Raw genomic sequence first — 14296 nt, 5'->3', positions numbered from 1 at the left:
ATTATGAGCGCAAAGGCAGATAATAAAAATCAGGAAATAGTTAAAAGTGTTTTTACCGACTTTTTAGAAAGTAACGGACACCGGAAAACACCCGAACGCTATGCTATACTTCAGGAAATCTATAATAACAATGAACATTTTGATATAGAGTCGCTATATCTTAATATGAAAAACAAAAAATATAGAGTATCCCGCGCTACACTTTATAACACCATAGAATTACTTTTAGAATGCGGTTTGGTTAGAAAACATCAGTTTGGGCAAAACCAGGCACATTATGAAAAATCGTATTTTGATAAACAGCATGATCATGTCATTCTTACCGATACGGGTGAAGTTATAGAGTTTTGCGATCCCAGAATTCAATCCATAAAAAAAACTATCGAAGAAGTTTTCGATATCGAAATCAATAACCACTCACTTTATTTCTACGGAAATAGAAAATCATCCAAATAACTATTTTTTTACAATGGCAGTAGATTTACTACTAGGACTACAATGGGGAGACGAAGGCAAAGGAAAAATTGTTGACGTACTTACCAACAACTACAATATTATAGCACGTTTTCAAGGTGGGCCCAATGCGGGACACACCCTGGTTTTCAATGGAAAAAAGCATGTTTTACATACTATCCCTTCCGGGATTTTTCATGGTGATGCCATGAATTTAGTTGGTAACGGCGTGGTCATTGATCCTGTGATTTTTAAAGGGGAACTTGATAAGTTAGCTGAACAAGATGTTGACTATAAGAAGTCGCTGCTTATTTCTCGTAAAGCACATATTATTTTACCAACACACAGACTTTTGGATGCTGCCAGTGAAGCTGCAAAAGGTAAAGCCAAAATCGGCTCCACCTTAAAAGGTATTGGGCCAACCTATATGGACAAAACCGGAAGAAATGGTATTCGCGTGGGTGATTTAGAGTTATCCGATTGGAAACAGCGTTACAGAAATCTGGCTAACAAGCACGAATCCATGATTGCGTTTTACGATGTGGATATTGAATATGACCTGGAAGAACTGGAGACCGAATTCTTTAAAGCCATAGACGTTTTAAAATCCTTAACGTTTATCGATTCTGAAGAGTACGTATACCAGGCGCAAAAATCAGGCAAAACCATTCTGGCCGAAGGGGCCCAGGGGTCGCTTTTAGATATAGATTTTGGGACCTATCCGTTTGTAACATCAAGTAATACAACCGCTGCCGGTGCCTGTACAGGCCTGGGTGTGGCGCCTAATAAAATAGGAGACGTTTTTGGTATTTTTAAAGCGTATACCACAAGAGTTGGTTCCGGTCCGTTTCCAACGGAGTTATTCGATGAAGACGGTGAAACCATGGGGCGTGTAGGCCATGAATTTGGAGCTACAACCGGACGTAAAAGACGTTGCGGATGGTTGGATCTGGTAGCTTTAAAATATGCGTGCCAGGTAAATGGTGTAACGCAGCTTAACATGATGAAAGCCGATGTGCTTTCCGGTTTTAAAACCTTAAAAGTATGTACCGCCTATAAATACAAAGGTGAAACCATAGCACATTTGCCTTATAACATTGAAGCTGAAAATGTAGAACCTGTTTACACCGAAATTAAAGGCTGGGAAGAAGACTTAACTACGATGACCGATGCGTCTCAATTCCCCCAGGGATTAAACGATTATATAGATTTCCTGGAAAAAGAACTGGAAATCCCTATTACTATTGTGTCTGTTGGGCCGGATAGAAAACAGACTATTTTTAGAAAATAAACAACATCAATAATCTTATCGAAAACGCTCCAAAAATATTTTGGAGCGTTTTTCGTTTCAAATACCATATGTTAATTCAAATTACCGTTGAAGAAAATGATGATTTTTTGTTTTATGTAATTTAAAAAATCTAAGCATAGCCATAGCTACGGTTATATTTTTTAAAGAAGCAGAAAGGGAAAAAGGGCATTTTATTATGGTAATTTGAATTAACATATGGTATAGTAGTCACATATCATTATTTTTGCTTCAAATTGTTTCACGTTGAATAAAGCACACCTTATATATTTTCTTTTGTTTATTGGCTTATTTTCAGGAGTACACCTTCAGGCCCAGGAAAAGAAAGAAATTAAAATTGAATATGCCGGCAGGTTAACCATAGATGAAGCCAAGTATCCCGGAGCCAGAGTTTTAACCCGGGATGATTCTCAACAAGTTCATATTTCCCATGAAAGTATAGACCTTTGGTGTGACAAAGCCATTCATTACGGTAAAGAAAACTTTATTGAGGCGTACGGCAATGTAAGAATGAAACAAGCCGACACCGTAAATATGACGTCTAAGTATATTGAATACAGTGGTATAACACAATTGGCTTTAGCAAGAGGTGATGTCATTTTAGAAGACCCTAAAACAACCGTTTTATCAGACACGCTTTTCTTTGACAGGCTAAGACAGGAAGCATTTTACAGAAGCGGTGGTACCGTGGTAAAAGATTCTACAACTACCATTACCAGTAAAATAGGGAGGCATTATATGCAGGAAAACAAATTTAAATTTGTTGAAGATGTTGTTTTAGTTAATGATAGTACTACAATTAAATCTAATTTTTTCGATTTTTATTCAGATACCGGACACGCCTTTTTATTCGGCCCCTCTACCATTACCACGCCTGAAAGCAAAACCTATTGTGAAAAAGGGTTTTATGACTCCGAAATTGAAGTAGGTTATGCGCTTAAAAATGCAAGAATTGATTATGACAACAGGATCATTGAAGGTGATAGCCTTTATTTTGATACTACCAAAGACTTTGCCTCAGCTTCTAACAATATTAAGGTCACTGACACGATAAACCATAGCATTATTAAAGGCCATTATGCCGAAGTTTTTAAAGGCGAAGAAAAAGATTCGGTATTTATTACCAAACGTGCTTTGGCCATAACGGTTCAGGAAAAGGATTCCGTTTATATGCATGCCGATAAAATAATGGTTACCGGAAAACCTGAGAACAGAATTATCAGGGCCTTCTATAATGCCAGAATTTATAAATCAGACTTAAGCGGAAAAGCAGATTCCATCCATTCCAACCAGAAGACCGGATTGACCCAACTGATCAATTTGAACAAATTTGGTTCGTCGGATAGGTTTTCAACCGCCAGAAAACCCATTATGTGGAACCTGGAAAATCAAATGACCGGGGATACCATTCATTTAATTTCTAATCCGGAGTCTGAGAAAATTGACTCGCTTTTGGTTTTTGAAAACGCCTTTATTATTAGTCAGGATACCATTAGTAAAACAGGCTTTAATCAAATTTATGGTATGCGTTTAAAAGGCCTGTTCAATGACGAAAACAAACTCCGCCAGGTAGATATTACCCAAAATGCCGAATCTATTTTTTACGCCCGAAATGATCAGCAGGAACTCATTGGAATTGATAAAGCCAAATCCGGTAGCATTTCTATTCTTTTTGATCAGGGCACTATTGAAGAATATACCCGGTTAAATCAGGTTGACGGGAGTTTACACCCGGAATCACAATACGAAGAACGAGATAAACTCTTAAGAGGTTTTGACTGGCGGGAAGAAGAACGTTTGAATAGTATTGAAGATTTGTTTAAAGATGACCCGCCATTAGAATTACCGGTAATAAAAGGGCTTGAAGACTATGTCCCTCCGGATGATTTTTTTGATGCCGATTTATTGGAACGGATCGAACAGGCAGGGGGCCATGCTTCAAAAAATATTATAACAGAAGACATTAAAGCAAAAAAGAACACTTCTAATACAACTCCTAAGGAGAAAAAGTGACACAGGACTTCTTCAAATACCAGGCGCAAACCACACCACATCCATTGGCCATGGAAATATCACATGCCCGTGGGTCTTATATTTACGATACTAACAAAAAAGCCTATTTAGATTTTGTTGCCGGCGTATCCGCTTGCCCTTTAGGCCATAACCATCCAAAAGTTGTGGGAGCCATAAAAGAGCAGTTAGATAAGTATATGCATGTTATGGTTTACGGAGAATACATCCAGAAACCAGCTGTAGCGCTTGCAAAACTATTAGCGGATAACCTTCCCGAACCGCTCGAAAAAACCTATTTAACAAATTCGGGCACAGAAGCTATCGAGGGCGCCCTTAAACTTGCAAAACGTGCTACGGGACGAAGTGAAATAATCGCCGCCAATAAAGCCTATCACGGAAACACTATGGGCTCTATGAGCGTTATGGGGTTTGAAGCACGTAAACAAGCCTTCAGGCCGCTATTACCGGATGTTAAGTTCATAAACTTTAATGATGAAAAAGACCTAGAGTGTATCACAAATAAAACCGCCTGCGTTATATTGGAAACTATCCAGGGAGGTGCCGGTTTTATTGAACCAAAAAATAACTACCTGCAAAACGTCAGGAAACGTTGCAATAAAGTAGGTGCCCTGCTCATTTTAGATGAGATCCAACCCGGTATGGGAAGAACAGGCAAACTCTTTGGTTTTGAACACTATAATTGCACACCGGATATACTGGTGACTGGCAAAGCCTTAGGTGGTGGTATGCCCATTGGTGCTTTTACCGCTTCGGGTGCATTAATGGATTTGCTAAAAGACAACCCCAAATTAGGGCACATAACTACATTTGGAGGGCATCCCGTAATTGCAGCATCTGCTTTAGCTACATTAAAAGAAATTACCCGAAGTCATTTAATGGCTCAGGCCCTGGAAAAAGAAAAACTCTTTAGAAAATTATTGGCACATCCACTTATAAAAGAAGTTAGAGGAAAAGGTTTAATGCTTGCCATAATGACCGATTCTGCTGAAATAACCAACGCCCTAATTTTAAAAAGTCAGGATAAAGGGTTGATCCTTTTTTGGCTTCTTTTTGAACAGAAAGCAGTAAGAATTACACCGCCTTTAACCATTTCGGAAGATGAGATCATCAAAGGATGCACCATAATCCTCGAGGTTCTGGATAGCATTAAGCAACAACAATAGCACTTCAACTTACTGAAAATCAAACCAGAACACTCTGAAAACAAAGTAACAACTGAACTGTTCATTACTTTGTTAAAAACATTTGTGCCATCCAATAAAATAAAGCAAATAGAAACTTAAATTTATTCAGGTAGAACCTTACATATGTGCTTATGGAGTTTAGTCATAACGACAACAACAATTTGCCTCTTACCAAGTTTGAATCGATGTTAAAAACAAATCATATTTTATTCTTCGATTCTGAAGAATTCGAAAACATCATCCACCACTACCTGAATCAAGGAAAAATTGCACTAGCTAAAAAAGCCATTAAATTGGGGTTAGATCAACATCCAACGTCGATTAATTTAAGGCTTTTTAAAGTGGAAGTTTATGTTTTTGAAGACAAACTTGTTGAGGCTGACAATTTATTAAATGAACTTTATAGCTTAGACCCCGCGAATGAAGAAATCTACATTCAAAAAGCTAATATTCTATCAAAAAAAGATGAGCATCAACAGGCAATTGATGTACTTAAAAGAGCATTAGAACTCGCTGATGATTTAGTTGACCTCTACTCTTTAATAGGTATGGAATACCTTTTTCTGGATGAATACGAAAGTGCCAAAACTTATTTTATGAAATGCCTGGAGGCTGATCTAAATGACTATTCAGCACTTTATAATGTCATCTATTGTTTTGAGTTTTTAAACCAAAATGAAGATGCCATTTCATACCTAAATATGTTTTTAGATAAAAACCCTTATTGTGAAGTGGCGTGGCATCAACTGGGCAAGCAGTATGTGGTGTTGAAAAAATACAAAAAGGCACTGGCTGCTTTTGATTTTGCCATTATTTCTGACGATGCTTTTGTTGGTGCTTACCTGGAAAAGGGAAAAGTACTGGAAGAATTAAACCGCTATAATGATGCCATTGAAAACTACAGCATCACTTTAAAATTAGATGAGCCCACATCTTTTGCGCTTTTACGGATTGGTTCGTGCTATGAAAAACTAAAGAATGACGAACTGGCGGTACAGTATTATTATAAAACCGTTCATGAAGACCCGTTATTAGACAAAGGGTGGATTGCCATTACCAAATTTTATAACAAAAAGAGAAACTATCAAAAGGCCCTGTATTATATAAATAAGGCCATTAATATAGATTCTGAAAATGTAACTTACTGGAAGTTGTATTCTCAAATAAACCAAAGACTCAATTTTTACGAAGAAGCCGAACGTGGTTTCAAAAAAACCCTAGAACTTGGTAATTACGAATTAAATACCTGGTTGTCAAGAGGTGATCTGCTCATTAAATTGGGAGAGCCCGAAGCCGCTATTTATAATTTTGAACAAGCCGTGGAATTCTATCCTGAAAATGCTGAAATTGAGTATAGATTGGCAGGATTGTACTTTTTAAACAATGAAAACGAAAAAGGCGAATTTCACTTAAAAAATGGCATCAGGTATAATGAGGAATTCTCATTTATTCTTGAAGAACTGTTCCCGGAAGTATCCAATAAAATACTTGTTAAAAACTTACTAAAACAAAATTTATAGTTTAAAACGTTGGTCTAAAATGCATACCTTTGATTTTCGTTTAAAAAAATCGAATTAATGCAAAGACGTTTTACTGATTATCTTGTCATTTCTTTAAAAGGGCTGGCTATGGGAGCTGCTGATGTTGTCCCAGGCGTTTCCGGTGGTACCATAGCATTTATTTCCGGCATATATGAAGAATTAATCACCGCGCTTAACAACATTAATGTCTCATTATTCAAAACTTTAAAGAATGAAGGCTTCAAATCGGCCTGGAATCAATTAAACGGCAACTTTTTATTAGCATTATTTGTAGGTATTGGTATTAGTATAATATCGCTCGCCAAAGGCTTGGAATGGGTTTTACATAACCATCCTATATTAATCTGGTCCTTCTTTTTCGGACTGGTTCTGGCTAGCATTATTTTTGTTGGAAAACAAATAAAAAAATGGCGTATTGCATCAATAATAGGTTTAATAGCCGGTGCTTTTGTAGCCTATTACATAACCACGATCCCTTCATTGGTAACCTCTAATTCCGGAAGTTGGTTCTTGTTTATTGCCGGGGCATTAGCTATTTGTGCCATGATCTTACCAGGTATTTCAGGGGCCTTTATTTTGGTTTTACTCGGAGCCTATCAACCGGTCCTGGAAGCCTTGAATAATAAGGACCTTAAAACTATATTGATCATTGGTTTAGGTGCTGTAGTAGGACTACTGTCATTTTCAAAACTTTTAAAGTGGCTCTTTAAAAACTATCATAATCTTACATTGGCCATCTTAACAGGGTTTATTCTGGGCTCACTAAACAAAATCTGGCCCTGGAAAAAAGTCTTATCATACAGAACTGACTCAAAGGGCGAACAGGTTCCCTTCTTAGAAGAAAGTGTTTCACCTTTTTCTTTTGAAGGCCCTAATCAATTAGCCATAGCCATTGGTTTAATGGTGCTTGGGTTTGCAACTATTTTTATTCTTGAAAAACTAGGCTCTAAAAAACAATAATGCAAAGTACCAGAACATTCAAAGACAGGGTTTTTCTAGTTCTAAAAGGATTAGGCATGGGGGCTGCAAACAAAGTGCCGGGAGTTTCTGGAGGTGTGGTGGCTTTTGTAGCCGGTTTTTATGAAGAATTTATTTATTCGCTTCAAAAGTTTAATGGCAAAGCTTTTAAGCTTCTGATCAACGGACGTTTTCAAAGCTTCTTCAGATATATAAATGGACGTTTTATCGGACTTCTCTTTTTCGGGATGATCATTAGTTATTTTAGCGTGTCCAAGTTATTAGATTATCTTATTATACACTACGAATTATATGTCTGGAGTGTTTTCTTTGGTATGATCATGGGCTCCATTTATTACATTAGTAAAGATTTTGAAGGTTGGTGCCCCAAGGCATTTGTTTCCCTCTCTATTGGTATTATTATAGGCATCAGTATCAGTTTTTTAGATCCTGCAAGAGAGAACGACAATTTATTTTTTGTTTTTTTCTGCGGCATGATCAGTGTTTCGGGTATGACACTCCCTGGATTTTCCGGCTCGTTCATCCTGATCCTAATGGGAAATTATGTGTTGCTGTTGGTTGATTCCGTAAACGCCCTTTACGATACTATATTTGATGTATTTACGGGTGATTTTTCATTTTTAGATAATGCCGAAAGGGTAAGAATGCTACAAGTGTTAAGCATTTTCACTATAGGTTCCGTGGCTGGACTAGTAACGTTTTCACATATATTAAATTACGTTTTAAAACACTACAGAACTATCACGCTTTCCCTGTTAATGGGCTTCATAATAGGGTCTCTAGGGGTGGTTTGGCCCTGGAAAAGAACCTTGTATCAAACTAACACGGACGGCTCTTTTATCCTGGATTCCAGCGGAGAAAAAATCATTGAAAATTACCAGAGATTCCTGCCAAAATTAGATGGTGATACCTTTTTGGCTATTGGCTTCATTATTGTAGGCATACTGATAGTTTTGGCATTAGAATGGTACGGACAAAAAACCAGAAAAATAAAGTAATGAACAAATTAGGGCTTTTAGGAAAGAACATTTCGTATTCGTTTTCAAGGACTTATTTTAAGGCTAAATTTGAAAACGAGCAGATAACAGATACCTCCTATGAGAATTTCGATATTGAATCTATTGATTTATTTCCTTCCATTGTTAAAAACACCAAAGGCCTGAAAGGCATGAACGTTACTATTCCTTATAAAGAAGTAGTAATGCCCTATCTTGACAAAATAAACAAAAAAGCAGCCGACATTGGTGCCGTAAACACCATTAGAATAACAAAAAAAGGCAAATTGGTGGGTTATAATACCGACTGTTACGGATTTAAAAAATCTATTGAGCCCCACCTGAAAGCACATCACAAAAAAGCGTTGATACTGGGTACAGGCGGCGCCAGTAAAGCCATCGCCTACAGTTTAAAAAAGTTAGGGATAGCATATCAATACGTATCCAGAAAACAATCCGAAGGCATTGCATTTACCTATGACACGCTTACTGAGGCCGATATTGAAAAAACCCCGGTGATTATCAATTGTACACCACTCGGAACCTTTCCAAATGTTGAAGCATGCCCTGATATTCCTTATAATGGCATTACGGATAAACACATTTTATTCGACCTGATCTACAATCCCGAAGTAACTAAATTCCTAAAACAAGGGAAGCAATATGGCGCCACTACCATTAACGGACTGAAAATGTTGGAGTTACAAGCAGAAAAAGCCTGGTCTATCTGGGATTTATAGTAGCCTGATCCGTATTTCAAAGGCCCAAATACCATAGAACGGGTAAAAAATCTTACTTAAACGTTAAAACCACAACCTATTCTTTGTAAATATATTTAGTTGTTAGTATCTTTAAAGACTAAAGCAATTTTTTTGAACCTTAACATTTTTTAAAATGTCTGATATTAAGAACCTGCAAAATGCAGAAGAAGTTGACAAGAATAATTTAGATGCTAATACGCCCGAAACCAAAGATTCAGCTGACAACGACGCGTTAGAACCTGTTGAAAAGCAAGGCGTTGAAGACACCTCTACTGAAGTAGAAGTTTCAGCCAGTGAATCTGTTGAGGAAGCGAGTGAGCAACCTATTGAGCAGAAAGAAGCTGTTGAGTCAACCAAAGAATCAGACGAAGAAGACACCTCTACTGAAATAGAAGTTTCAGCCAGTGAAGCTGTTGAGGAAGCGAGTACGGAACCTATTGAGCAGAAAGAAACTGTTGAGTCTACCAAAGAATCAGAAGAAGAAGACACCTCTACCGAAGTAGAAGTTTCAGCCAGTGAACCTGTTGAGGAAGCAAGCACGGAACCTATTGAGCAGGAAGAAGCTGCTGAGCCAACCAAAGAATCAGACGATGAAGACACCCCTGTCGAAGTAGAAGTTTCAGCTAGTGAATCTGTTGAGGAAGTGAGTACGGAACCTATTGAGCAGACAGAAGCTGTTGAGTCAACCAAAGAATCAGAAGAAGAAGACACCGCTACCAAAGTAGAAGTTTCAGCTAGTGAATCTGTTGAGGAAGCGAATACGGAACCTATTGAGCAGAAAGAAGCTGTTGAGTCTACCAAAGAATCAGACGAAGAAGTTATCAATGAAATAGAAGAATCCAATGCCGAAGATGCCGAAGACGAAGGCAATAAAGAGCGTCACACCATTCAGATAAAAGATTATGAATCTATGTCGTTAGAAGCTTTAGCCATTGAGTTGGAAAAGCTTTTAAAGAATGAAAAAGTTCAGGCCATCAGATCCCATGTAGATAAGATCAATGGCGTTTTTAAATCTAAATTCCAGGCTTTAATAGACGAAAAAAAGGAAGAATTTATTAATGAGGGCGGTCATGAAATAGATTTCTACTATTCCTCGCCTGTTCAAAAACGTTATAAAGAAGCTTACAGGGATTATAGAAAAAAGCTTAACGAGCATTACCAGAATATTGAAAAAAACCTCAAGGAGAATTTAGCCCAAAAACTTGAAATTATTGAAGAGTTAAAAGGCTTAATAAATGTTGAGGAAAACATCAATACCACCTATAAACATTTTAAAGAACTTCAGGAACGCTGGCGAACTACCGGCCCTATTCCCAGGGATAAGTACAATAATGCCTGGAACAGCTACCACCATCATGTAGAGATGTTTTACGATTTTCTGCATTTAAACAGAGACTTGCGGGATCTGGATTTTAAACACAATCTGGAAAAGAAGCAAAAGATTATTGCGCGTGCCGAGGAACTAGCCAAAGACGACAATGTACTGCGTGCTTTTAGAGAGTTACAGGAATTGCACAAAATGTGGAAGGAAGAGCTCGGACCCGTTGGAAAAGAGCACCGAGAAGTGATCTGGGAACAATTTAAAGCAGCTACCAAAATAATTAACGATAAACGCCAGGTTTACTTTAAGGAAATAGACAAGGTCTACGAAAAGAACCTGGAGAAAAAGCTTGAAATAATTGCTAATATAGAGGCCATAACTGCCCAGGAAGGCAGTAATACCCATAATGCCTGGCAAAAGAGAATCAAGGAAATTGAAAGCTTAAGAAACGATTTCTTTAATGCCGGAAAAGTGCCTATTAAAGTAAACGAAAGTACCTGGGCCAAATTCAAGGAATCTGTTAGAACGTTCAACAGAAAAAAGAATGCCTTTTATAAAGATCTGAAGAAAGAACAATACACCAATCTTCAGAAAAAACTGGAGTTAATTAAAATAGCTGAAGACAATAAGGACAGTGAGGATTACGATACCGTAACCCCCTTGATGAAGAAAATCCAAAGTGATTGGAAAAAGATCGGTCATGTCCCCAGAAAAGACAGCGACAGGATCTGGAAGCAATTTAAAACCGCCTGTAATCATTATTTTGACAGGTTGCATGCTACCAGAAATGCTGCAAACAAAGAAACTCTTGAGGCTTTTAGTAAAAAGAGCGAACTTCTGAATGCTTTAAAAGACCTTAAATTAGAAGGGGATAAAGAAGAAAACATTCAAACTATAAAAGACCAGATAACAAAATGGCAATCTATAGGAAGAGTGCCTAATGATAAACGCTATATTGAAGGGAAATTCCAGAAAACCGTTGACGAGTTACTATCCGGTTTGGAAATGGATAAAAATGAGGTAGAGATGATCAAGTTTGAAAATAAACTGGATAGTATCAATGCTTCGGAAGATTCTAAAAACCTGGATAATGAACGGTCTTTTATCCGTAAAAAGATTGACGAAGTTAAAAGTAAGATCAATCAGCTTGAAAACAACTTACAGTTTTTTACCAATGTTGAGGATGATAATCCGTTGGTAAAAGAAGTTCGTAATAATATCAGAGCACATGAAGAGTCTTTAAAACTTTGGAAATCCAAGCTTCAAAAAATTAAGGAGTTTTACTAAACACTCATTTGTCATTCTGAACGGAATGCAATGGAGAGAAGAATCTCTTTAAATTAATACCTAAATACAAGAGATTCTTCCACTTCGACAAACTCAGTGTCAGAATGACAATGTTCTTTTATTCCGACCTACAAGAAAATCCGGATGGTATAGAACTAGTATTTTCAGAAATAACTGTAAATCGAATGGAAGTGCATTATGAAGTAATAAGCATGAAATGAAGATTTAGCAGTGGTTTATCGATGATAATCGATAAAATTTCCTTTAAATACTCTTGATTTTTTGGCTGGGTTTATCCTGAGCGTTGTCGAAGGGTTTTGTATCAAGACAAAATGAACGTTAAGAGATTCTTCACTGCGTTCAGAATGACAAATTAAAGCTTTTTGGCTTCTTCCCAAAACACATCCATTTCAGCAAGTGTCATGTCTTTTAAGTTTTTGTTTAGAGCTTTGGCTTTGGACTCTAAATACTGAAAGCGTTTAGAGAATTTTTTATTGGTGCGCTCTAAAGCGTTCTCCGGGTTTATATTTAAAAAGCGGGCGTAATTCACCATAGAGAACATAACATCTCCAAATTCATTTTCCATGGCTTCCTGATTGCCCATTTTTACTTCATGCTGAAATTCCGAGAGTTCTTCCTGTAACTTTTCCCAAACCTGTTCGGGTTGTTCCCAGTCAAACCCAACACCCGCCACTTTTTCCTGGATCCTGTTAGCTTTTACCAAAGCCGGTAAACTTCTGGGAACCCCTTCTAATACGCTTTTTTTGCCTTCTTTTAACTTTAAATTTTCCCAGTTGCGTTTGACATCTTCTTCATCATTAACTTTTACATCACTATAAATATGCGGATGCCTGTTAATGAGCTTTTCACAGATTTCATTACAGACATCGGCCATGTCAAAATCGTTGGTCTCACTGCCTATTTTAGCGTAAAATGTGATATGTAACAACAGGTCTCCCAACTCCTTTTTAACCTCATCCAGATCATTATCTAAAATGGCATCGCCTAATTCATAGGTTTCTTCAATGGTTAAGTGACGCAAAGTTTCCATAGTCTGTTTTTTGTCCCACGGGCATTGCTCACGTAACTCGTCCATAATGGTTAACAATCTATCAAAGGCTTTAAGCTGGTCTTGTCTGGAGTTCATTTTTGAAGTTTTTGTAAAAGTAGTGTTTTTGCTGAATTGAGCATACAATAAAGAACATACAAATCCGTTCATTTTTTTATAACCTCAATGATGAAAAAAATTATTTTATCATTAGCTTTATTATATGTTTCCTCAAACATGTTTAGTCAAGGAAACAAGGACTTCATCCCTTTAGTAGAGTTTGTGAAATCTCCAAAAATACTATATCGGGGAATTTACAATAAAGTCAGAATTGATGTTCCAAAAGCCGATAGTATTCAATTATACGAGACGGAAAGTGCACTTTTAAAGAAAGATTTATTGGGGCAATACAATATTAATTGTACTACTACTAGGTCTAAAACAAAAACGTTAGTTGCTAAATCATATCTTAACGGAGCTATAGTTAATTCAGACAGCATTAATTTTGAAATCAAAGACATCCCAAGACCGAGATTAAGAATTAATGCCTACTCAGCTAATAATCTAAAAATGACTCTTGAAGAGTTGAAAGGTGCCAAACTAGAGGTCTATATAAAGGACTTTATGTTTAATCATAGTATTAATATTTCTGGGTACAAAATAAAATTAGGACATCGAGAAGTAATTCAAGTAGAAGGAGATTTAATTTCTGAAGATGTTTTTTCTAAAATCAAAAAACTAAACATTGGACAAGAAATATTAATTTTTGATGTCCAATATTACTCTTCATCCTTTTCCTGTGGAAAAGCTACACCTCCAATGTTTATAGAGTTAATGGATAAACGTTGAAACTACTGAAAACCGCTCTAATCAACTGACACTGAATTTGTTTGTAACAAATCAGTGAGTTTTACTACTTATTTAGTAAAACGAGTTCAATATTAAAAAGGAAAAGCAATGATTCATAAAGGAGCCATAGTGTTAGGCGTATTGGTTGGTGCCGGTATAGGAGTGTTATTAGCCCCTGAAAAAGGTAAGGTCACCAGAGACAAGCTTAAAAAAGAAGGTAAAGACATAAAAGACCAAATCACCCAAGATTTTAAAGAGGTAAAAGAGGATGTTTCTAAAGCCGCCAAATCCGGTAAGGAAAAATTTAAAGAAGATTTTAAAGACTTCAGGTCCAAAGCCAGTTATAAAACCGAGCAGGCCATTACGTTTTTAGAAAAGCAATTGGCTATTCTAAAGGAAAAGAATAAAACTTATCAGCATACGAGTTAATGAGATGCTGAAATAAATTCAGCATGACAAACAAAATATTTAAACATGAAAATCCAACGCTCTCACGTTGGATTTTTTTATTCATTGTCAAACCTACAAGGTTTTCA

General features: G+C 36.9%; 12 protein-coding genes. 11 read left to right on the top strand and 1 reads right to left on the bottom strand.

Annotation, left to right across the window (positions count from 1 at the left end):
- Positions 1 to 3 precede the first annotated feature (3 nt).
- The 9 genes from Q0983_RS16315 to Q0983_RS16275 all read left to right on the top strand — a co-directional run bounded on the left by Q0983_RS16315 (position 4) and on the right by Q0983_RS16275 (position 11863).
- Positions 4 to 456 carry a transcriptional repressor gene (locus tag Q0983_RS16315; protein ID WP_299555774.1) on the top strand — a complete coding sequence of 151 codons (453 nt, stop codon included), beginning with the start codon at positions 4 to 6 and terminating at the stop codon, positions 454 to 456.
- A 13-nt stretch (positions 457 to 469) separates the two neighbouring features.
- A complete protein-coding gene (locus Q0983_RS16310) occupies positions 470 to 1744 on the top strand; it encodes an adenylosuccinate synthase (protein WP_299555772.1) in 1275 nt (424 codons plus the stop codon).
- Between the two features lie 264 nt (positions 1745 to 2008).
- Positions 2009 to 3775, top strand: coding sequence for an OstA-like protein (locus tag Q0983_RS16305; protein WP_299555770.1), 1767 nt, complete (start codon positions 2009 to 2011; stop codon positions 3773 to 3775).
- Complete coding sequence (locus Q0983_RS16300; RefSeq protein ID WP_299555768.1) at positions 3772 to 4959, top strand: aspartate aminotransferase family protein; 1188 nt, start codon at positions 3772 to 3774, stop codon at positions 4957 to 4959. The genes Q0983_RS16305 and Q0983_RS16300 overlap by 4 nt, the downstream gene beginning before the upstream one ends.
- Positions 4960 to 5111: 152 nt before the next feature.
- Complete coding sequence (locus tag Q0983_RS16295; RefSeq protein WP_299555766.1) at positions 5112 to 6500, top strand: tetratricopeptide repeat protein; 1389 nt, start codon at positions 5112 to 5114, stop codon at positions 6498 to 6500.
- Between the two features lie 57 nt (positions 6501 to 6557).
- Complete coding sequence (locus Q0983_RS16290; RefSeq protein WP_299555765.1) at positions 6558 to 7481, top strand: DUF368 domain-containing protein; 924 nt, start codon at positions 6558 to 6560, stop codon at positions 7479 to 7481.
- Entirely contained in the window at positions 7481 to 8497 is a 1017-nt protein-coding gene (locus tag Q0983_RS16285) for a DUF368 domain-containing protein (protein WP_299555763.1), read from the top strand. Before Q0983_RS16290 ends, Q0983_RS16285 begins: the two co-directional genes overlap by 1 nt.
- On the top strand, positions 8497 to 9234 hold the full coding sequence (locus Q0983_RS16280) for a shikimate dehydrogenase (RefSeq protein ID WP_299555761.1): 738 nt from the start codon (positions 8497 to 8499) through the stop codon (positions 9232 to 9234). The genes Q0983_RS16285 and Q0983_RS16280 overlap by 1 nt, the downstream gene beginning before the upstream one ends.
- Before the next feature lie 154 nt (positions 9235 to 9388).
- Complete coding sequence (locus Q0983_RS16275) at positions 9389 to 11863, top strand: DUF349 domain-containing protein (RefSeq protein ID WP_366141019.1); 2475 nt, start codon at positions 9389 to 9391, stop codon at positions 11861 to 11863.
- Positions 11864 to 12236: 373 nt separating this feature from the next.
- On the opposite strand, the gene mazG is transcribed toward Q0983_RS16275, so the two are convergent.
- On the bottom strand, positions 12237 to 13010 hold the full coding sequence (gene mazG / locus Q0983_RS16270; RefSeq protein ID WP_299556021.1) for a nucleoside triphosphate pyrophosphohydrolase: 774 nt from the start codon (positions 13008 to 13010) through the stop codon (positions 12237 to 12239).
- A gap of 87 nt (positions 13011 to 13097) precedes the next feature.
- On the opposite strand from mazG, the gene Q0983_RS16265 reads away from it, so the two are divergent.
- Positions 13098 to 13760 carry a GldM family protein gene (locus Q0983_RS16265; protein ID WP_299555759.1) on the top strand — a complete coding sequence of 221 codons (663 nt, stop codon included), beginning with the start codon at positions 13098 to 13100 and terminating at the stop codon, positions 13758 to 13760.
- Between the two features lie 108 nt (positions 13761 to 13868).
- Positions 13869 to 14189, top strand: coding sequence for a YtxH domain-containing protein (locus Q0983_RS16260; protein WP_299555757.1), 321 nt, complete (start codon positions 13869 to 13871; stop codon positions 14187 to 14189).
- Positions 14190 to 14296: the final 107 nt, after the last annotated feature.

Source organism: Seonamhaeicola sp., assembly GCF_028281565.1.
Lineage (GTDB): Bacteria > Bacteroidota > Bacteroidia > Flavobacteriales > Flavobacteriaceae > Seonamhaeicola.
Note: the sequence above shows the minus strand (reverse complement) of the source record. Positions and strands in the feature narration are given on the sequence as shown.